This window comes from Roseobacter cerffii (assembly GCF_054226325.1).
This window is the reverse complement of record NZ_CM135757.1, coordinates 3,551,808-3,572,942: the sequence shown is the minus strand read 5'-3', so window position 1 is coordinate 3,572,942 and position 21,135 is coordinate 3,551,808. Positions and strand designations below refer to the sequence as shown.

Below are 21,135 nucleotides of genomic sequence, written 5' to 3'. Positions count from 1 at the left end.
CGCCGGTTCTAGGCGCCGCCGGTGATGTTCACCTTGCCCACGACCTTGGCCCCGCTTTCGGTAGTCATGGTCTGGGCGGTGACATCCGCCTGCACATGCGACGAGGCCGCGAAGGTCAGGTCATCGCACTTGAGGCTGCCCTTGTGCTTGCCTTCAATGGCGATGGTCTTGGCCGACAAGGCGCCATCGATCGAGCCGCTTTGCAACACCACCAGCGCCTCCGCCGTGACATCGCCCACGACGATGCCCTTCACCTCGATGCTGCCCTTGCTCGAGGTCACGTTGCCTTCGATCTTCATGTCTTCTTCGATAATGGAATCCGCCACGGTCTTACCCCTCCTAGCGCAATGCTGTCCGAGCCTAGAGGGACGTTGCGCATTTGAACACCTTTCTGCGCAATCGTGGGGCCGCTGAGCGATTGGCCGCCATCAGGAGCGCGGAGCAGTCGGCGCTGCGTGCGTCTCATGCTTCAGTCGGGGTCAGGCGCGGGCGGTCATATGCTGCGCCATGTCCTGCACGATGGCCCGCGACTGGCGACACTCGGTGAGCCCTGGTTTGCAGACGAAATGCAGATCCTGCGCCGCCGACGCGCTGGGAATGACGACGAGGGCGAGCGTGCCATAGGGCCCGCCACTGGGGCGGATCAGACAGTCGATCTCGTTGCTGCGGAGCTTCTCAATATCGCTGGTTTCGACAAGATCGCGGATGTGGTGCTTGAGGCTCGCATCATGATGCGGCCAGTTCGCGGGCAGAAGGGGCCGCACCTTGGGTGAGAGGCCGACCCGGAATTTCCTGCTGTTGATCTCGGGCGCGATGGTCTCTGTCGCCCGGGTCAGGTCTTCGAAAATGCGGGTGATCTCGGGAAGGTAGGCTTCGCCTTCCGCCGTCATCAAGAGGCCCTGCGGCAGCCGCCGAAACAGGGGGACGCCAAGCGACGCCTCCAGCTTCTTGACCTGCTGGCTCACCGCGCCGGGGGTCAGGCCCAGCTCGTCTGCGGCGGTCTTGAAGCTCAGATGCCGGCCCGCCGCCTCGAAGGCGCGCAAGGTGTTCAATGAGGGCAATCGGTAGGTCATTTCAGGTCTCCTCGGCGCAGAATGACATACCGCGACGCCTTTGCAGACTCAGTATTTCTAAGCCTGGTCGAGAGCTATTCTCGGTTGGGGCCTCGCGGTTTGGTCTCGTAATCTGACCTCAGATTTTGACCGAGAGGAGACCGTCGTTCTCATGACTTTGGATTTCGTGTCAGCGCAGGATGCGCATGATCTCAAGAGTGGATATTCACAATGCGTCGTCGTCTCGGGCGCGCAGCGCACCGCATATGTGAGTGGGCAAATCCCAGTGCGTGCCGATGGCACGGTGCCACGGACCTTCCGCGCTCAAGCCGAGCAGGCCTGGGCAAATGTCGAAGCCCAGCTGAAGGCCGCAGGGTTCGGGATGCAGCATCTCGTGCGGCACACCACCTACCTGTCGGATCGATGCTACACGGCCGAGAACAGCGCTGTGCGGCGCGAGGTCCTCGGCGCGCATCCCGCGGCCCTGACGGTCATCATCGCGGGCATCTTCGATGAGGCCTGGCTGCTGGAAATCGAAGCGGTGGCGGCGCAATGACGGCGGTATCCAAATCGCTGCATTACGGTGCCGTGCGTGATCGGGCCCGGATCTATCTCGCTGTCTTCCGCGAAATCTCGCAGCGCTCCGGCGAGGCCGAAGCCGTGGCCGTGCTGCAGGGCGCGAGCCGGGCCCATGGTTTGGAGGTGGGCGCCGCGCTTGCGCATCTGGCGCCGCGGGATTTCAAGGGGATGCTCGATGCGTATTTTCTGTGCCCTGGCAGCGAGACCTATTCGCCTGACGTGAAAGAGCTCAGCGCGCGCTGCGTTGAGGTGCAGTATATGACCTGCCCGCTCAAGGATGGCTGGCTGGAGATGGGGTGCAGCGACGAAGAGGTTTGCACCCTGCTGCGCTGCGCGACCGCCTTTGATCATGCGGTCTGGGAGGCGGCGGGATTTGAATATGAGCTGGAGACCTGGGCGCCCGGCAAGGTCGGGTGTTGCCGCACGCGGCTGACCGAGAAGGCGCGGCCTTAGCCGTTTGGTCCGGCTGAGTGCTGCCGTCGCGTACGATCTGCCGTCCGCCCGTCGGACGCTACCGCGCCTTGGAACAAACTTCGCCGCTCCTTGAACCAACAGCAGTCGGGCCACTGGACGGCCCGACTCTGTCTTCAAAAGACTAGAACTCTTCCCACCCGGCATCGAGGGCCGCATTCCCATCGGTGGCCACAGCCGCCCGCGCGGCGGGGCCTGGCGCGGGGGCAGGGCTCTCGCTTGCGGGCGCCTCCATCGGCACGACGGTCTCGCGCGCAGGCGTGCGGGTCTCCAGAGAGACCCCGCTGAACTGGCCCAAGGCCTGCGCCAGGGTGCCAGCTTCCTCGTTCAACGCCACGCTCGAGGCGGTCATTTCTTCGAGCGCTGCGGCATTGGTTTGCGAGGTCGAGTCAATCGACCGCACGGCGGTGTTGACCTCATCGATGCCCAGAGACTGTTGGGACACCGCCGTCGCGATCTCGGAAATCTGGGTCGAGGCGACCTCCACATCGGCGACGATACCTGCAAGTGCTGCGCGCGACAGCTCCACCTGCTGCACGCCTGCTTCGACGCTGCGGTTGTTCTGTTCGATGACCTGGCCGATTTCCTGCACCGCCTCCTGCGAGCGCTGCGCGAGCGACCGGACTTCGGAGGCCACCACCGAGAAGCCGCGCCCAGCCTCCCCGGCCCGGGCCGCTTCGACGCCCGCATTCAGCGCCAGAAGGTTGATCTGGAAAGCGATGTCCTCGATCACCTTGACGACGCTGTTGATCTGCTCGGAGGCGTCGGTCATCGCGGTCATGGAGGCTTCGGTCTCGTCCGAGACCTTCTGTGTCGCGTTGGCGCTCTCGCGGACCTTCTGTGTCGCGGCGTCTGCCGCCTTCGCGTTCTCGACCACCTGCCGGATGCTGGCCGAAATCTGCTCGACCGCCGCCGAGGTTTCCTCGACCGCTGCGGCGTTGTCTTCGGCGCGTTTGGCCATGTCGAGCGAGGATGTTTCCAGCTCGGACGAGGTGGAGGAGACCGCCAGCCCACTCTGCATGACCCGCGCCATGGTGTCGGACAGGGTCGTGAGGGCCAGGTTGAAATCATCCTGCATCCGCAGGAACGCACCCTGGCGGTCGCCGTCGATCCGGATGCCGAGATTGCCGCGGGCAAGCTCGTCAATACCTTCGACAATGTCGTTCAGATTGGTCTCCATCGCCTCGAGCAGGCGGTTGATGACATCGGCCAGCCCCACGAGACCCGCATCCTCCACATCATTCGACATCCTGTTGGAGAAGTCGCCTGCCGCCGCATCGCCGAGGACCCGCTCCATGTCGTGCTGGAACGCCTCCAGGGTCTGAAGCCGTGCGAGTTCGGCCTTGCGTTCTTCTTCCTCAACGGCGCGGCGCTCGCGGTCGAGCTCCGCTTCACGGGCCTGCTCGGCTGCTTCACGGGCCCGCTCCTGCTGTTCTTTTTCCTTCATCTCGGCGTCAAGCTTGCGCGCCTTGCGGGCGTTCTCAAGGAACACCAGCATCGCATTGGACATGCGCGCCACCTCGGTTTTCGCCGAGCTGTGCTCGATCTCCAGATCAAGATTGCCATCAGCCAGTTCCGCCATATCCGCCGTCAGCTTGGTGAGCCGCTGCGAGATGATCCGCCCGGTGAAGAAGGCCAGCAAGGCCCCGATGATCGTGCCAATGAGAACAAAGGCGCCGACCACCAGGATCGAGCGTTCCGCCCGGGCCTGACCTGCCGGACCGATGGCGTCCTGTCGCTCCACGATCCCTTCCAGCATGACCTGAACGGCGCTCAGCGCGCCGGGGCCAATCTGATCCATACGTGCATATCGGGCGTTGCGACTTTCGATCACCGTCACCACCTGGGCTGCAGCCGCATCGAATTCGTCGAGATCGGTCAGGGTCGCTTCGGCCAACTCACGGCGGCGCGGGTTTTGCAGCGCCTCCAGCAACCGGGTCATGCCTTGGCGCGCCGCGTCAATCTCACCCGCCGCGCGTTGATAGCTGGCCGGATCATTGGTCACCAGAAACCGCTCCAGGTACAATCGACCGAGCAGGAGGTTGTTCGACGCCAACCCAGCAAGGGAGCTGGCCTCGGCATCGTTGTCGCGCAGCGCCGATTGCATGATCTCGGACAGCTGTTCGCGCGCTTTTCGACCGACAGCGGCTGTTTGCTCCACCAGGATGTCGCGATCCTGCTGAAGGCTGACCGCTTCATCCATCAAACGCTCGTACTCGGCGAGCAGCTCTGGCAGGTCGGACAGCGCGTCCTGCCCGATGTCCAGACCATCGAGTTGGGGCACGGTTTCATAGGCGGTCGAGGCTTTTGCGAGCCCGTCCGAGACAGCGCCGACAAGCGCCTGATCTTTCGTGGCGCGGTACTTGAGCGCGGCCAGACGGGCTTCGAAGATTCCCTCTTCCATCTTGGCGGCGGCGATGCTGGTTTTCGCTGTGGCCCTGTATTCGACAAATGTGCTGGCCAGACCGTTGGTTTGAAAGGCAGCGAACCCTCCGACCACTGCAATCAGTGCGATCATGGCGCACATGCCAAGATAGATTCTCTTTACAATCGACATCCGAGCGCCTCCTCCAAGAGTTTGGAGGGCCCTAGTCGCGAGAGGTTTCCAATTCCTTTATTTGGCCATTGGGCCATGTATTTTTGAAGTTTCGCGAGCGGGCAGCCGTCAAAACTGCCTGTTTTTCGAGCATACGCTCTCGTACTGTTGACACATCAGCCGCCACCAACGGGCACAGCGGGTCCGGGTATCTGGCGCGCGCTCCGGTGTCAGGGGGACCAGTCTTACTTCTTCTTGTTCTTGCGGGTCAGCAGATCAATGGCGTCGAGCAGCTCATCCGTATCGGTGGGTTTCCCCAGCGCCATATCCGCCCCAAGATCCTTGGTCACGCGCAATAGATCGGAGAGGCCCTGGTTGTGAATGGCGCCCGAAATCGCGATGATCGGCATGTCCTTCATCCAGGGCTCGAGGTTCCAGCTCAGCGCGCCGCGCAGACGCGAGATCAGCGAGATGCCGCCATCAGGCACCGTCTTGTTGTCCTGGCGCACGATGACGTCGGTGATCAGCAGATCAAACCTGTCCTCGGCAATCATCTTCATCGCCTCCGAGGCGGATGAGCAAACCCGGATCGAGTGGCCTTTCGATGCCAGCAGCTCGCCCAGAACGGAGGCGAAATGCTCGTCATCTTCCATCAATAGAATCTTGACCAAAGTGTCACTCCAATAGGTTGATCCGACCTTATCCGCGGTTGCATATCACCTCGTGGTGCCTGTCGGAACCGGAAAAATTAGCCACCGCCAAAGCTGCGACATAAGGCGTCTGCTCAGTCTTCCGTTTCGGGCTCTCGCCCTTCCAGAACATCGGTGAGAACCTCGGCCAGTTGCACGGGCGGGCAGGGCTTTTGCAGCATCGGCCCCACCACGTCGCGCATCTCCGACGAGCCGAAGCCGGTGTAGCCGGACATGTAGACGACCGGCAGATCGGGGCGCATGTCGCGCACACGGCGCGCGAGTTCGAACCCGTTGATCCCGTTGGGCATGACAATGTCCGTCAACAGCAGGTCGACCTCGATGCCCTCTTCGATCAGGCGCAGCGCGGCATCGCCGGAATTTGCCGATTCATACCGGAATCCAAGCTCGTCGAGCAGATGCTCCATCATCAGCAACAGGCTGTTTTCATCCTCGACAACGAGGATGGTCTGCCCCGCACCGCGCCGCGTCGGCAGGCGGGTGATCGGTTCTTCACGCTCGTGCTCGGCGGTGCCGCGCGGCAGGATCATGCGGATGGTGCTGCCAAAGCCGAGTTCCGAGTAGATGCGCAGCTCGCCATCCGATCGCTGGATGAAGCCATAGACCATGGACAGCCCCAGCCCGCTGCCCGAGCTTGCATCCTTTGTCGTAAAGAAGGGATCGAGCGCGCGGCTTTTCACCTCGTCCGACATGCCGGGGCCGTCGTCGGTCACCGAAATCTCCACATAGCGGTAGGCGCGCTCGTCGTGCCGCGCGAGGTCCGCGGCATGGGCCTCCTGCATGCCTTCGGCGATATAGGCATAAGGATCCTCGCGCCGGAGCTTGAGATCGGCATCGATCTCGTCAACCGGGCGGGCCTTGACGGTGATCTTGCCGCTCTTGCCGCTGCGCGTGATCGCGTCGCGGCTGTTCAGAACCAGGTTGAGCAGCGCATTGTCGAGCTGCCCGTGATCGCAATAGATCAGCACATCAGGCTCGGGCGGCACGAAGCTGATCGCGACATCGGCCTCGATCGCCGGGCGCGCGAGGGCTTCGAAATCGCTGAACACCTGCGAGACCGGGCGCGATTTGGCCACGCCGGGCTGGCGCTTGGCAAAGGCGAGCAACCGCCCGGTCAGTTCGCGCCCGCGCTCGACCGCGCCCAGGGCGGTCTCCAGCACCCGGTCGGACCGCTCGGACAGATTGTCGCTGCGCGTGAGCTGCATGGCATAGAGAATGGTGGCCAGCAGATTGTTGAAGTCATGCGCGATGCCGCCCGTCAGCTGCCCCAGCGCGTCGAGCCGGCCCTTGCGCTCAATCTGCTGGCGGTTCTTTTCCAGAAGCGAGACATCGTCAAGCACGATGACGCAGGACAGGCTGCTGCTGTCGTCCTGCACGACGGCGCTGGAGACCCGGACATAGCGGTTCTCGAGTGCGCCCTTGCGTGTCATTGCATGGGTCTCACCGACCAGTGACTGGCCCGCCAGCGCGCGGTTGATCGGGTCGTCCGAGGCATCCAGCGGATGCATGTCGATGACATCGAGGAACTTGATCTCCTCGGGCCAGGGGAAGGGCGCCCGGTCCGAGTTGCCGCCGAGCATATGCCGCGCGGCGGGGTTGATCACCTTGACCATGCCCTTGGCATCCAGCCCGATGATCCCGTTCATCGTGGTGTCCAGCACCAGCTGCAACTGTTGAGAGGTTTCGGCCAGGTCGCGATCCACATCGCCGAACCTATCCCGCGTCGTCTCGATGGCCGAGGCGATGGCATCGAGATCGTCCTCGCGGGATGTGGGCGGCCGGTCGAGCGCAAGCGGCTCGGGCTGGGTCAGCCAGTTCGGTTGCGATACATAAGAGGAGATCTGGCGCAGATGTCGGCTCACCAGGCGTTGGAAGATGATCAGGATCGCGATCGACGCAATGCCCGCCTTGGCCAAGTTCGACAGGAACACCACCAGCACCTGCGCGTAGATGTCGGACCAGATGCCCGCACGGCTGAGGCCGACCTCAAGCGTGCCCACCGTCGAGACACCCCGCACCGGATCGCTGTGCACCAGTTCGATCATATCGCGCTCAAGCTGTTCGTCGGGCTCCTTGGGGCCGCGCATGAGGCTGCGGTTGTCATCGGTCGTGAGCGTCAGCGCTCCGATATCCGCACTCGCAAAGATGCCGTCGAGAATCTGATCGACCTGCCGCGTGTCGAAGGACCACAGCGCCGAGCTCAGGCTTTGACCGAACCCTTGTTCAATCTGCGAGGTGACCTGATGCAGCGCGTCGTCTTGCCGGAGAAACGTCAGGTAGAGCTGTGCCGAGGTGGCCAGCAGCGACAAGACCGCGTTGACCGCCAGAACCAGCAACAAAAGCCGGATGGCCAGTCGGTTGTTCCATCGGCGTCGCATTCAGGTCAGTCCACGGCATGTTTCTGCAGCAGCGCCGCCAGTGATCCGTCCGCTTGCATGTCAGACAGCGCGGCATCGAAGGCCGCGACGATATCCGCGTGATCGGGCCGGTGCTTGGACACGGCCATGTGGATCTCCTGTTCCGCCAGAGACGGCTCGATGAACTCGATCTGCTCCAGAAGATCAGGATCGCCCGTCAGGATCGAATGCGCCACCACATGGGTGCTGTCGAGCGTCAGGTCGACCCGGCCTGCGGCCACCATCTGGACGCCCTGCAGTGTCGTGGTGACTTCGAATTTGTTGAGAAAATCCGCCTTGTCGAACTCTGGCTCATAGAGAAACCCGGTGCCGACCGCGATCACATGGGGCGTGAGGCTTTCGAGCCCGTCAAAGCGGATCGGCGCGCCCTTGCGGCGGACAAATTTGACCTGTGTCTTGAAGAACGGGTCCGAATAGGTCAGTGCCTGCTGCATCTCGGCGTCGAGAAACAGGCTGGTGACCACGTCGTACTCTCCTGCCTTCGCGCCGCTCACGACCCGGGACCACGGCAAAATCGCTGTCTCGACGGTGAAGCCTGCGCGTTCCAGGACCGCGCGCGTCACATCGATCGAGATACCCTGGCCCGGCAGGCTGTCGCCCGAGAAGGGAGGCCATTCATCCGCCACGACAATCAGCTTGTCCTGTGCTGCCAGCGGGCCGGTCAGCAGGGCCAAACCCAGCATCAGGCTGGCAAGCAGGTGGTTTGCGAAAGACGGCATCGATCCCCCCGTGACCTACGGACATCGCACTGTGCGCATGGAAACGGTTTTTTTACAAGCAAGGGTAGAAGCATAACGGCCAAGAGTTGCGAAGCGGTGGGCGCGGCATCCGCTGTGCTAGGAAAGTCTTCAGGTGTGTTTCAGGGCACGCGCGCCCCCCGAAATCACCCGCAGTGATCCGTGATGTGAAGGCCCGAAACACGGCGGATCAGGGGCCATGCATCCCTGCATGTCCAGCTTGCAGGACTCTGGGTTCCCGCGCCCGTCGCAATCGCCTATCTCGAGCGCCATGAAAGTGCAGGCCGTCATGATCGACCTCGATCTTGGCCCGACCATCCCCGTGAGCGGGCAGCCTGGCAGGCACCGGTATGAAGACATGTATTTGGTTGCCGCGTTTCGGCAGATGTGGCGATGCCACGCCATGGCGCCCGTGGATCGGACAGCCTCGGCTGCACCGCTTTGCGGGCGCCCGCCTCCCCGGCCTGCTGTCTCACTCGGGCGCGGCAGGCCGCGGTGCGACTCGGCTCCGCCACCACGAAGGACAAAGACGATCAAAACCGAAAGTATCAACCCAGCCGTGCAACTCTACAACTTATCAGATCATATTCGGCATCATGGTGCAGATTTTCCTTTAAAAAAGGGCCGTTTGACCAACCCCGGGTAGTAACCAACTCTTTCCAGCCCGTGACGAAGTTGTTACGTTTCAACCCTGTAACAGGGGAGCTGCGTGCGGTTAGGGCTGGATGACGAATAAAAGGATAGAGCGCGTGCAAACCGGTGTTCGCATCGAAAAGCGCATCTTGAAAGTTCTCAAGGCAGTCGCCGCGCAACACGAGATGTCTTTGGGAGATTTGCTTGAAGGCATCCTGCTTCACAGCTTCGAAGGGAAGTCCCCGTTTGACGCGGATACCATCGCTTTCATCGAGCAGATGCGCACGGCCTACGGCCTCGATCTGACCTCTGCGGACAGCGTCCCCGCGGGCGACGACTGAGCCGCGCGTGCGGGTGCGCGCGATCTTCTAGACCCCAGAACACCTGAGATGCACACCACCTGAAGGCAGGGGTGCTGCGCCCTTGTGCTGCGTTGCGCCGATACGGGTGCGCGGGGTCACGCGCGTTCCCGGGCATATGCGCAAAAATTCTGGGCAATCGTTAACAACCCGTTACATATCGATACTACCAATGAGCGAAGTGGGTGCCGGAGCACGTTGTCCTGACGGGCAGGTGTGCGCCCACAGTCTTTGTTTCAAAAATGGGTTCTCACATGCGCCGTCAAATTTATGCGAACGATTTCAATGATTTTCTGGGCCTCGGAGTGGCGGACACGCCCATCTCTGGCCAACTGGACGCGGCATTCTGGTCGGTAGAAGGGTTCAGCTCGGCCAGTGATCTGTCCCGCGGCGAAACCGACGGTGGCGTATCGACCGGCGGTCTCTATGCATTGAACCGCGGCGTGGGGGACAACGCGCTTTATCTGCAACCCGGCGGCAGCGATTTCACCCCCGGCAGCCTGACGCTGGCGCTGAACAGCGGCGCAACCGACCTCTCGGATGTGGTCGTCAGCTTCGAGCGGCTCGTCAACAATGACCAGGCGCGCAGCAATTCCTTCGATCTGTCGTTCTCGCTTGACGGCGTGACTTTCTCTCCGCTCGACATGTTCGAAAGCGCGGGTGCCCCGGACGCGAACGGCGTTGTCGGGTCGGTCGTCTCGGTGCCGCTGCCCGATCTGCCCGCCAACTCCACGGTCTATCTGCGCTGGGAGGGCGATGATGTGGACGGCAGCGGCGCCCGCGACGAATTCGGCATCGACAACCTGCTTGTGGACGGTCTTGAAGCCACCAATGGCGAGGGCGGTGTCTTCACGCTGGAGCTTTTGCACATCGCGGACCAGGAGGCCTCCTCGGCGGCGGTGGTCGACGCTCCCAACCTCTCGGCCGTGCTCAATGCCCTGCGCGCGCAAGACATTGGCAATGACGGGGAGCCTGACAACACGCTGACGCTCTCTTCCGGCGACGCGATCATCCCGGGTGTCTTCTTCAATGCCTCCGAAGCGGTCTTCGGCTCCGCAGGGATCGCCGACATCCAGATCCAGAACGAGCTCGGCATCGAGGCGATTGCGCTTGGCAACCACGAGTTCGACTTTGGCACCGAGACGCTGGCCCAACTCATCTCCGGCGACGCACCGGGCGACATCTTCGGCGCGGATTTCGAGGGCACCGAGTTTGCGTATCTGTCGGCCAATCTCGACTTCTCCACTGACGCCAACCTCGCACCGCTCGAGGTCGCAGGCGGCGGCGCACCCCAGGGCAACACGGTGACCTCGTCGGTCGTGCTGGAAACCGGCGGCGAGAAAATCGGCGTCGTCGGGGCCACCACCCCGACGCTGGGCCGTATCTCCAGCCCCGGGGACCTCGGCATACTCCCCGGCGACTTCGACGACACCCCGACCTCCGAACAGCTCGATGTTCTGGCCGCGCAGATCCAGCTTGAAGTGGACGCGCTGCTCGCCGCTGATCCCGGCCTGAACAAGATCATCCTGCTGTCGCACATGCAGCGGCTGAACATCGAAGAGGCGCTCGCCGCGCGACTGGAAGATGTGGATGTGATCGTCGCGGGCGGCTCCAACACCCGCCTCTTTGACGAGAACGACCGCCCGCGCGATGGCGACAGCGATCAGGGCGACTACCCGATCTTCATCGAGAACGCAGGCGGCACCCAGACCGCAGTGGTGAACACCGACGGCAGCTACAAATACGTGGGCCGTCTGGTGATCGACTTCGATGAGGATGGCAACATCATCCCGGGCTCCTACGACCCGGAGGTCTCAGGCGCCTACGCGACCGACGCGCAGGGCGTGGCTGATCTCGATGCCGAAGACCTGATCGACCCGGAAATCCAGGCGATCGCCGATGCCATCGAAGAGTACATCATCGAGACCGAGTCCAACGTGCTCGGCTTCTCCGATGTTTTCCTGAACGGCAATCGCTCCGGTGTCGATGGAGACCCCGACGGGGTGCGCACGCAGGAGACCAATCTCGGCAATCTGACCGCTGACGCCAACCTCGCCGCAGCGAAAGCCGCCGATGAGACCGTGGTGGTCTCGATCAAGAACGGTGGCGGCATCCGCGAGTCCATCGGCGAGGCCGTGGTTCTTCCGGGCGATACCGAAGCCACCCGCCTGCCGAACAGCGAGATCCGCGACAGCGAAGGCAACCTCGTGAAGCCGGAAGGCGGCATCAGCCAGAACGACATCGAGACAACGCTCTCCTTCAACAACGGGCTGGTCCTGTTGACGCTGACCAAGGCCGAACTGGTCGAGGTGCTGGAGTATGGCGTCGGCGCGCTGCCGGAAGTGGCGGGCCGCTTCCCGCAGGTCTCCGGCGTCGAGTTCTCTTTCGATCCCGACCTGCCAGCCGGGGATCGGATCCAGAACGCCGAAATCGTTGATGAAGACGGAAATTCGATCGCCGAGCTGGTGCGAGATGGCGAGATCGTCGGCGATGAGACCCAGGAGTTCCGCATCGTGACCCTGGATTTTCTCGCCGGCGGTGGGGATGGTTTCCCCTTCCCGGAGGGCGAAAGCACCAACCGCGTTGACCTGGCGCAGGACGGCGCCCCGCGCACGGGCGATGCCAGCTTCGCCGATGACGGCTCGGAACAGGATGCGCTGGCGGAGTACCTCGACGACCTCGACGCACCCTTTGCCGAGGCCGACAGCGACCCGAGCGGCGACACCCGCATTCAGAACCTGAACTTCCGCAATGACACCATCTTTGACGAAGGGACGGACGATGGCTTGGTGATCAACGCGGTGCTCTCCAGCACCGCGGGCACCGACTCGGAGTATGTCGAGCTCTTTGGCACCCCCGGTGCCGCGCTCGACGGGTTGAGCCTGATCGCCGTGGAAAACGACGCGGATGCAAATGAAGGCCCAGGTGTCATCAATTTCCGGTTTGACTTCGAGCCGGGCACAGTGCTGGGCGACAATGGGTTCCTGCTTCTGGCCAACCAGACCGCCGAGGCGACCTATGGGGTCTCGGCCAATATCACGCTGCCTGCGGACGCGCTGGAAAACGGCTCCTCCACCTTCGCGCTGGTTGAGACATCAAGCCTGCAGGGCGAGGTCGTCACCGGCAATGAAGTGGTAGTCGATTCCGTGGCGACCGTCGATGCGGATGGCGACACCGCCTCCTTCGACGCACCTGCCGTCGGTCCCGATGGCACCTTCCTGCCCGCAGGCGTGCGCCGCAACGAGGATGGCGTCGATACGGACAGCCCGGATGACTTCAGCATCCTCAACTTCTTCAACAGTGGGGATCTGAACGTCCCGACCGCAGGCACCGGCCTTGGTGGCGGGGGCGGCGGCGGTGGCAACATCGACGATGAGCCCACGCTGATCAGCGACATCCAGGGCAGCGGCGCGGCCAGCGCGCTCGTCGGGCAGACGGTGGTGATCGAAGCCATCGTGACCGGTGATTTCCAGAACGGCGACGCCGACAGCTTCCGCGATCTGGGCGGCTTCTTCCTGATGGAAGAAAGCGCCGACCAGGACGCGGATGCGACCACCTCCGAAGGTATCTTCGCCTTCGAGGGCAATGGCGATCTGACCACTGACGTGAACGACGGTGACAAGGTCCGCGTGCTCGGCACCGTGATCGAGCGCTTTGGCAAGACCACGATCCAGGTGCAGGAGATTCGCGTCGAAGAGCCGCGCGCCGTCGATCCGATGTCACTGGCGCAGTCCATCGCGCTGCCCGATGTCGATGACCGCGAAGCTTATGAGAGCATGCTGGTGACCATCGACGAGGCGCTGACCTTCTCGGAAAGCTTCGACTATGAAGACTTTGGACGGGCCGTGCTGACATCCGATGGCCCGGTCTATCAATACAGCCAGCTCAACACCCCCGATGCGGCAGGCAACGCCGCCTATCAGGACGAGGTGGCCAACCGCACCATCGCCATCGATGACGGCACCAACACCGAGCGGGTGGATTTCGACCCGATCACCCTGCCGGATGGATCGCTTGTCGAAGGCCCGGTGGACGGTGTGCGCATGGGCCAGTCGGTTGACGGGCTCACAGCGATCATGGACTTCGACTTTGGTGAATTCCGTCTGCGCCTGCCCGAAGGCTCGGACTTCGAGCTCGACGAGGAGACCAACCCGGTCCCGACCGAGCCTGAAGATGTGGGAAGCGACTACAAGGTCGGCTCGCTGAACGTGCTGAACTATTTCACCACGCTCGGCGGCCAGATCGACAACGGTGAAAACGCCCGCGGTGCCGAAAACCCCGAGGAACTCGCGCGCCAGACCGAGAAGCTGGTGCAGACCATCATCGGCATGGACAGCGACGTGATCGGCCTGATCGAGATCGAGAACGACTTCGCGGGTGACGAATTTGCCATCAAGACGCTGGTCGCCGAGATCAACGCGACGCTCGGCGCCGAGGTCTGGGATTTCGTCGATCCCGGCACCGAGTTCGTGGGCGATGACGCCATCGCGGTGGCCTTCATCTATGACACCACGACCACGAAGCTGGTCGGCGATGCCGCGATCCTGGATACGGATGCCTTCCTCGACCCGCTGGGTGCGGGCGGCGGCGGCGATGCCTTCAACCGCGCGGCCCTCGCGCAAAGCTTCGAGGAGATCGAAACCGGCGGGGTCTTCACCGCCTCCGTCAACCACCTGAAGTCCAAGGGCTCGCCCACGGGTGCGGTCGAGGATCAGGACCAGGGCGACGGGGCAGGGCGCAACAACGCCACCCGCGAAGAGGCCGCCAAGGAGCTTGCGGCGTGGCTGGACACCAACCCGACCGGCGTGGACGACGAAGACGTGATGATCCTCGGCGATCTCAACGCCTATGCTCGCGAAACCCCGATCCAGGTGCTGGAGGCCGCAGGCTACACCGATCTGGCGCGGGAGTTCGAAGGCGATGACGTCTATTCCTACCGCTTCAGCGGCCAGATCGGCACGCTGGATTACATCCTCGCCAACGGCAATCTGAGTGATCAGGTGACCGGCGCCACCACCTGGAACGTCAACTCCGACACGCCGGTGTTCTTCGACTACAACCTCGATGACACGTTCACGAGCCCCAACACGCTGCGCCCGACCGATCAGGGGCTCTTCGATGGCGCGAGCCCGCTGCGCGGCTCCGACCATGACCCGGTCATCGTGGGCCTCGATCTCGAGCGGGACAGCGAGCTGGTGATCGCCGGAACCGACAAGAACGACCGTCTGAACGGCACCGATGCGGCTGAAAAGATCGTCTCGGGTGGCGGGCGTCTCGACGTTGTCACCGGTGGCGGCGAGGCGGACACCTTCGTCTTCACCGACCTTGAGGGCCAGCGCGACAGCCTGCGCATTCTCGACTTCGAGGCCGGCGTCGATACGCTCGACCTCGATGGCGCGGTCATCGCTTCGGCGCGGACCCTCGGGCGCGACAACCTGCTGCTGCAGCTCGACGAGGATCGCGACAGCATCTTCCTGCGCGGCATTGATGATCTGGACGATATCACGATCATCAATGAAGGTGTCTTCGACATCGCATAACTCTCTCGGCGCGGCGGTTGTCGCCGCGCCCTCTACCTCTGAAGGACTTTAGATATGACACTTTTCAATGCTCTTGCGGCAGGCTTTTTGCTTCTGGCCCCGATCTCCGCACAGGCCGCCTCGGTGCTGGTGTACGAGGCCGAAGGCGAAGGCCTCGTGACCGATGGCGACCCCACGGGCTTTTTCGGCGACTTCTTTGATCTGGACTTTGACGATATCGATGTCGCGGTGAGCGCAGACACCACAACCCCCGAGGTCGAGGCCTCGCTGCTGATCTCCACGCTGGGCGGCGCGACCCTTTTGGAAAGCACATCGGTCGTCAGCACAGAGCTGACAATCAATGATCCCGAAGGCGACGGCACCGCCACCGAGGATTTCTTCACCATCGTCTTCGACAGCCTGTCGGGCGATGACAGTGGCCTTTTTGGTGAGGTCGCAACGGTGGTGTTCTCGTTCCTTGACGAAACCGAAGACGATGGCCTCTATGCGCCGGTGACCGCGCGGGTCTATTCCGACCTTACGCCGGTTCCGGTGCCCGCATCGCTGCCGCTGCTGGTCGCCGGTCTTGGTGGTCTGGTTGCCCTGCGCCGTCGCGCCAAGAGCTGATCAGGCGCGTGCCGAAGTTGTGAAGGCGACCCGCGCGGGTCGCCTTTTTTTGCCGATCTAAGACGTCCCGGAGGGGGCCGCCTCAGCCCTGCGCCGCAGCTGCAGCGCGACGATGGGCGCCATCGCGGCAAGTCCGATCACCATGGTGATGAGGCCCGGTGCAATGAAGAGAAACGAGACCAGCGCGGTCCACCACCGCTCCCAGCGGCTGAGCGGCGCGATCAGGAAGCCCGAGAAGGCGACCCCAAGACAGCCGATGCCCAGCATCGCCCCGGTGAGCGTCACCGCGAAGGCCCCCCATGTGAAGCCCTCCGCCACCAGCAGCAGCGCGGGTGCGTAGACAAAGACGAAGGGCACCAGCGCCTTCGCTATGCCCAGCCGGAAGGCGGTGTTGCCGGTCTGGAACGGGTTCGACCCCGCAATCCCCGCCGCCGCATAGGCGGCAAGCGCCACCGGCGGCGTGATATCGGCGAGTACGCCGTAATAGAAGACGAAGAAATGCGACACCAGAGGCTGCACCTGCAACTGCGCAAGGGCAGGGGCCGCGACCGCGACGAGGATGATATAGGTTGCGGTCGTCGGGATACCCGCGCCCATCACGATGCAGGACATCGCGATCAGGATCAGCGAGACAAAGAGCGCCCATTGCTCGACCGCAAAATAGCTCAGCGGCCAGAGCGTCGCCAGAAAGGCGCCGATGTCCGTGGCTGTCTGCACCACCACATAGCCCAGCCGAAAGCCGACACCGGTCAGGGTCACGACCCCGACAACCACCCCCACTGTGGCCGCTGCAGCCCCCACGGCCAGCGTGTTCTTGGCCCCTGCCGCCAGCGCATCCCACAGGTCGCGCAGGGTCAGCCGGTTCACCGGGTTCAGAAACCCGACCACAACGCAGGCGATAATCCCGTAAACAGCGGCGAAGTCCGGTGTTTTGCCGGATAAAATCAAGTAGACGAGTATGCCAAGTGGAATAATCGATAGCCAATGTTGCTTTAAAACAAGCGCCGCCTTGGGCAATTCTTCGGCCCGCAGCCCGCGCAGACCTAGTTTGCGCGCCTCCAGATGCACCATGATGAAGATGCCGAAGTAATGCAGCAGCGCGGGAAAGAGCGCTGCGGCCAGCACATCGCGCAGCGGGATCTCGAGGTATTCCACCATGATGAAGGCCGCGGCCCCCAGGATCGGCGGGGTGATCTGCCCGCCGGTTGACGCCGTCGCCTCCACCGCGCCCGAGAAATGCGCTGGGTAGCCCACGCGCTTCATCGCCGGAATGGTCAGCGCGCCGGTCGTGACCGTGTTGGCAATCGACGAGCCGGAAATCGTGCCCATGAAGGCCGAGGAGAAGATCGCCACTTTCGCAGGGCCACCGGAGTAGCGCCCGGCAATCACCATCGCGAGGTCGATGAAGAGCTGCCCCAGCCCGATGCGCGTCGCCAGCACGCCGAAGAGGATGAACAGGAAAACGTACTGCGCCATCACCCCGATGGCCACGCCGTAAATCCCCTGGTTCGTCATGTAGAGGTGGTTGATCAGCCCCAGCCATGACGTGCCGCCATGCTTCAGCGCGCCGGGCATCGCCGGGCCGAAAATCGCAAAGCCGATGAACAAAAGCGCAATGATCGGCAGTGTCGGCCCCACCGACCGGCGCGTGGCCTCCAGCGTCAGCACCAGCAGCGCCGTGCCCATGAAGACATCCATCTGCGAGGGGTTGCCAACCCGCTCCGCCACCATCGCGGGTGGCAGCAGCGGCAGGTAGATCGCGGCCCCCACCGCCAGCACGGCAAAGACGATATCGAGCAGCGGGATGCCCTGCAGCCGGTACCACGCAGGCGCGGCCAGCCCCGTGCCCTGCGCGCCGCGCCAGCCAAAGAGCAGATAGACCAGCCCCAGAACGAAGGAGAGGTGGATGCCACGGTGCAGAAGCTCGCGAATGAGGCCAAAGCCCGAGGCATAGAAATGATAGACCGACATCGCCACCAGTGCCGCGGCAATCAGGAACCCCAGTTGCCGCCCGGTCGTGCGAACCGCCGTCTCCGGGTCATACCTGCGCTCGATCTCCGCCAGCTCGTCCGGCGTCAGCGTCTTGTCTGTGTCTGATGTCATCGGCCCCACCCGGCACGGCATGAGAGACGCCCGGGCACCCGCGGCGCCCGGGCGATGTGCATTGCGGCTGGCTTACTCCAGCAGGCCGGCTTCCTTGTAGAACCGCTCGGCCCCCGCGTGCAGCGGCACGCCCACGCCGTTCAGCGCGGTGTCGGGTGTGATCGTCTTGCCCTTAGCGTGACCTACGTCGAGCAGCTTGCGCGAGTTGTCGTTCCACAGCGCCTTGGTGATCTCGTAGATCAGGTCGTCATCCTCCTTGGCCGAGGTGAACCACTGCGCGCCCACGGCCACCGTGGGTGTCGTGCCGACCCCCTCATACGCGCCTTCGGGGATGTCGGAGGCAGCAAAGAAGCCATACTTTTCGACCAGCGCCTCGGCGCCCGCACCGTCAATCGGCACCAGCTTGATCTCGGCCGCCGAGGCCAGCTCGACCAGCGAGCCGGTGGGATAGCCCGCCACCACGAAGAACGCATCGATCTTACCGTTGCGCAGCGCCTCCGAGGCCGCATTGCCCTTCAGCGCCTCGGCGGTCACATCCTCCAGCGCCAGACCGTTGGCTTCGAGGATCAGGTTCGCATCCACATAGGTCCCCGAGCCTGGCTCATCGAGCGAGACGCGTTTGCCTTTCAGGTCAGCCACCGAATTGATGCCGCTATCGGCCAGTGCCACAAGGTGGATGTGCTCTTCAAAGAGCGCGGCGATGGTGCGCAGGTCCTCGGCGGGTTCCTTGCCCTCCATCGTGCCCGTGCCGGTATAGGCCCAATAAGCCACGTCCGATTGCGCAAAGCCCGAGTTGCGCAGGCCCGAGATGATCGCGTTCACATTGTCGACCGACCCGCGCGAGGAGACCGCCGAGGCAATCAGCCCCTCGACCCCGCAGGACCCGCCCGCGTCGCATTCGCGCGATCCTGGCGGTTTCGAGATCGCATTCGCGATCACCCCGCCCACCGGATAATAGGTATAGGCCGTGCCGCCGGTGCCGATCGTGAAGAACTTGATGTCCTGCGCCGCGGTGATCGTAGCCAGCCCGGCGGTGATGGCGAGCCCGAGGGCCATCGCCTTCAGGGCGCGAAGCGAAGTGTTCATATGTCTCTCCCATGTGACAGCCGGGGGTGTCCGCTGCGGGCCCCGGTCTTTGGTTCCACCTTTCACGTCCGCCGACGCTACGTCGGGGCGGGGGCAAAGGCAAACGTCAGATGGCCTGCCGCCAAGCGCGCGGCCCCCTGGTCAGAGGCCGCGCTATAGGCACGTTTGATGCCAAAGTTCACCTCATAGGCGAAACCAAGGAATCATGGTAAGGGGAGCTATTGGTTTAAGATGTTTTGGAATTTGGGATGGGGCGGCATTTAGTACTCACCGTTCACGGCATTGGCGAACAGAAACCTGGCGAGACGGTTGACGCGATCGTCGGCGCGGCCACAACGCGCTTTCCCGGCGTGGATCGGGTGCCGGTGGTGGTCGAACGCGACCTGATCCAGCTCTCCGAAGAGGAATTCGACGGGGACCCGCGCAAGGCACAGCTCTTCCCGATGCATCTGCGCAAGGTCCGCCCGGTCGAGGGCACCGATGAAACGCTTTTTGCCGAGGTCTACTGGGCTGACCGTTCGCCCGCACCCGTGGGCCCTTTCCGCACCATCTTTGACCTGCTCAAGGTGGTCCTCGGCCTCGGCTATCTGGCCATGGACAATGTTGAGAACAATCGCGGCTGGTTCCCGATTGGGATCGTGCATCTCTTCACATGGTTCTTCTACGGCCTGGTCGCGCCGCTAAATGCGATGCTGGCTCTGGGGGCAGGGCTGCTGCTGATCGACGTGACCCCGCTCGACATCATCCCCAGCAACACCCCCAGCGGCGCGCGGGCGTGGACGGATATTCCGCTCATCTGGGTATTCTTCCTGCACGGTGCCCTGACCCTCGCGGTGGGGGTCATAACGGCGGCGCGGGCCAATACCTATCTGGTGCGGATCTTCGGGCGCGGGATGACCGCTCTTGGGGTGGTGATGCTGTTTTTGTGGGAATATGGCGTCTTCGGCGGCGACTTCTGCGATCATGTGACCTGCGCGCCCGGCACCAAGGATCCCTTTGCAAATCTGACCGCCTTCGTGACATACAGCGTTGCAGCGCTCGGCGTCGCCTGGGCGGCGGTCGTGGTGCTGGCGATGGCGAGCTATGTGACGCTTCTTTTCCAGCGCGAAGACATCACGCCCGACCGCGACAGGCGGCACCGCAATATCTATCCCAGCGTCTGCACCGCGATGATCATGTTCTGGATGGTGATCTCCAGCGCGATCTGGATGGGCTTTGTCGAACTGGTGCAGAAGACGGCGGAAAGCACCGAGGCGACCGGCCTCGACTTGCTCGACGAGTATTTTGCGGGGCCTATGAACGAGGCGATGGGCACGCTGTCGGTGACCTTTCTCGGGCTGATCCTGTTAACCGGGGTGGGCATCGTCCTGCTTATCGCTCGCATAATGAACAAGCAGCTGCTCTACAAGCAGAGCGAGCTGGCCTCGCGGGTGATCCTGAACATCGGGTTGCAATGGGCGTTTTTCATCGCCCTGCTGATGATCGCGGTGTTCATCTCCTATGATGTGCACCACGGCGGCCCGCCGGACGAGGACGCGGTCTGTATTCTGGCGCAGGCGACGGGCTCGATGGATCACGCCGTCACCTGTCTGCGCGCGGCGACACCTTATGTGATGACCGCGCTGCTCGGTCTCTTCGTGCTGATCTACAACTTCTCCAACTTCGTTGCAGGCGGCCTCGGTGTGGTACGGGACATCGTGACCTACGCGGTGGTGAAAAACTGCAAATGGCTCAGCTCCGTGGACGAGCGCCGGCCTAATTTCCAAGAGCGCAATGCCATCGACGCCCGCTTCCGCCGGGTGCTCTATTACGGGGTCGAGGCGCTCAAGCCCGAGCGGATCACGATTATCTCGCATTCGCAGGGCACGGTGATCACCACCCAGATGCTGCAGAACAAATGGGTGAAGCGGAAGATCCAGAAGCTCGAGGAGGTGCTGCCCGGCGGGCAGCCGCCAAAGGTGCTGCTGGTCACCATGGGCTCGCCGGTCACCCACATCTATCGCCGGTACTTCAAACAGTTCTTCCAGGTGCCGCTCGAGAACATGCCCGCGCGCCTCACCTGGCACAACATCCACCGCAGCGACGATTTCGTCGGCACGACAATTGACGACGTGGAGGGGTTGGCAGGCAACTGGTCGGTGCCTGCCGGGGGGCACACAGGCTATTTCACGGATTTCCACGTCTGGGACCGGCTGTGGAACAAGGTCGGCTTCCGGCTGTTCTGAGAGGAGCCGCCCGGACGGGCCCGGGGAAAGTGCGCTTGCCCCCATCGAGGGGGCGCGCGCACTGCCCGGCTTGTCAGCCGG

Annotated in this window: 14 protein-coding genes; 6 read left to right on the top strand and 8 right to left on the bottom strand. The window is 63.1% G+C overall.

Annotated features, from left to right (window positions below):
- Window positions 1-8: 8 nt before the first annotated feature.
- Window positions 9-326, bottom strand: coding sequence for a bactofilin family protein (locus tag ACVC7O_RS17275; protein ID WP_458323356.1), 318 nt, complete (start codon window positions 324-326; stop codon window positions 9-11).
- A gap of 153 nt (window positions 327-479) precedes the next feature.
- Window positions 480-1,073: a LysR family transcriptional regulator gene (locus ACVC7O_RS17270; protein WP_458323355.1), complete on the bottom strand. Its 594-nt coding sequence runs from the start codon at window positions 1,071-1,073 to the stop codon at window positions 480-482.
- Between the two features lie 151 nt (window positions 1,074-1,224).
- Here ACVC7O_RS17270 and ACVC7O_RS17265 point away from each other — a divergent pair, with 151 nt between their 5' ends.
- A complete protein-coding gene (locus ACVC7O_RS17265) occupies window positions 1,225-1,608 on the top strand; it encodes a RidA family protein (protein ID WP_458323354.1) in 384 nt (127 codons plus the stop codon).
- Window positions 1,605-2,084, top strand: coding sequence for an L-2-amino-thiazoline-4-carboxylic acid hydrolase (locus ACVC7O_RS17260; RefSeq protein ID WP_458323353.1), 480 nt, complete (start codon window positions 1,605-1,607; stop codon window positions 2,082-2,084). Before ACVC7O_RS17265 ends, ACVC7O_RS17260 begins: the two co-directional genes overlap by 4 nt.
- 142 nt (window positions 2,085-2,226) lie before the next feature.
- Here ACVC7O_RS17260 and ACVC7O_RS17255 read toward each other — a convergent pair whose 3' ends face one another.
- The 4 genes from ACVC7O_RS17255 to ACVC7O_RS17240 all read right to left on the bottom strand — a co-directional run bounded on the left by ACVC7O_RS17255 (window position 2,227) and on the right by ACVC7O_RS17240 (window position 8,484).
- Window positions 2,227-4,659: a methyl-accepting chemotaxis protein gene (locus ACVC7O_RS17255; protein ID WP_458323352.1), complete on the bottom strand. Its 2,433-nt coding sequence runs from the start codon at window positions 4,657-4,659 to the stop codon at window positions 2,227-2,229.
- A 224-nt stretch (window positions 4,660-4,883) separates the two neighbouring features.
- Window positions 4,884-5,291 (bottom strand): response regulator, encoded by a 408-nt coding sequence (locus tag ACVC7O_RS17250; RefSeq protein ID WP_458323351.1) that lies wholly within the window; start codon window positions 5,289-5,291, stop codon window positions 4,884-4,886.
- A gap of 131 nt (window positions 5,292-5,422) precedes the next feature.
- Window positions 5,423-7,726 carry an ATP-binding protein gene (locus ACVC7O_RS17245; protein WP_458323350.1) on the bottom strand — a complete coding sequence of 768 codons (2,304 nt, stop codon included), beginning with the start codon at window positions 7,724-7,726 and terminating at the stop codon, window positions 5,423-5,425.
- 5 nt (window positions 7,727-7,731) lie between these two features.
- Window positions 7,732-8,484 carry a substrate-binding periplasmic protein gene (locus ACVC7O_RS17240; RefSeq protein ID WP_458323349.1) on the bottom strand — a complete coding sequence of 251 codons (753 nt, stop codon included), beginning with the start codon at window positions 8,482-8,484 and terminating at the stop codon, window positions 7,732-7,734.
- A gap of 767 nt (window positions 8,485-9,251) precedes the next feature.
- On the opposite strand from ACVC7O_RS17240, the gene ACVC7O_RS17235 reads away from it, so the two are divergent.
- The 3 genes from ACVC7O_RS17235 to ACVC7O_RS17225 all read left to right on the top strand — a co-directional run bounded on the left by ACVC7O_RS17235 (window position 9,252) and on the right by ACVC7O_RS17225 (window position 15,640).
- Complete coding sequence (locus ACVC7O_RS17235) at window positions 9,252-9,476, top strand: hypothetical protein (protein WP_458323348.1); 225 nt, start codon at window positions 9,252-9,254, stop codon at window positions 9,474-9,476.
- Window positions 9,477-9,748: 272 nt separating this feature from the next.
- Entirely contained in the window at window positions 9,749-15,034 is a 5,286-nt protein-coding gene (locus ACVC7O_RS17230; protein WP_458323347.1) for an ExeM/NucH family extracellular endonuclease, read from the top strand.
- A 54-nt stretch (window positions 15,035-15,088) separates the two neighbouring features.
- The gene (locus ACVC7O_RS17225) at window positions 15,089-15,640 is read left to right on the top strand and encodes a VPLPA-CTERM sorting domain-containing protein (RefSeq protein ID WP_458323346.1); all 552 of its coding nucleotides are present in this window, start codon (window positions 15,089-15,091) and stop codon (window positions 15,638-15,640) included.
- A 57-nt stretch (window positions 15,641-15,697) separates the two neighbouring features.
- Here the strand turns inward: ACVC7O_RS17225 and ACVC7O_RS17220 are convergent, their stop codons facing one another.
- Both ACVC7O_RS17220 and ACVC7O_RS17215 read right to left on the bottom strand, forming a co-directional pair.
- A complete protein-coding gene (locus ACVC7O_RS17220) occupies window positions 15,698-17,743 on the bottom strand; it encodes a TRAP transporter permease (RefSeq protein ID WP_458323345.1) in 2,046 nt (681 codons plus the stop codon).
- A 72-nt stretch (window positions 17,744-17,815) separates the two neighbouring features.
- Entirely contained in the window at window positions 17,816-18,799 is a 984-nt protein-coding gene (locus ACVC7O_RS17215; protein WP_458326110.1) for a TAXI family TRAP transporter solute-binding subunit, read from the bottom strand.
- Between the two features lie 278 nt (window positions 18,800-19,077).
- Here ACVC7O_RS17215 and ACVC7O_RS17210 point away from each other — a divergent pair, with 278 nt between their 5' ends.
- Window positions 19,078-21,054: a hypothetical protein gene (locus ACVC7O_RS17210; RefSeq protein WP_458323344.1), complete on the top strand. Its 1,977-nt coding sequence runs from the start codon at window positions 19,078-19,080 to the stop codon at window positions 21,052-21,054.
- The last annotated feature ends 81 nt before the right edge of the window (window positions 21,055-21,135 follow it).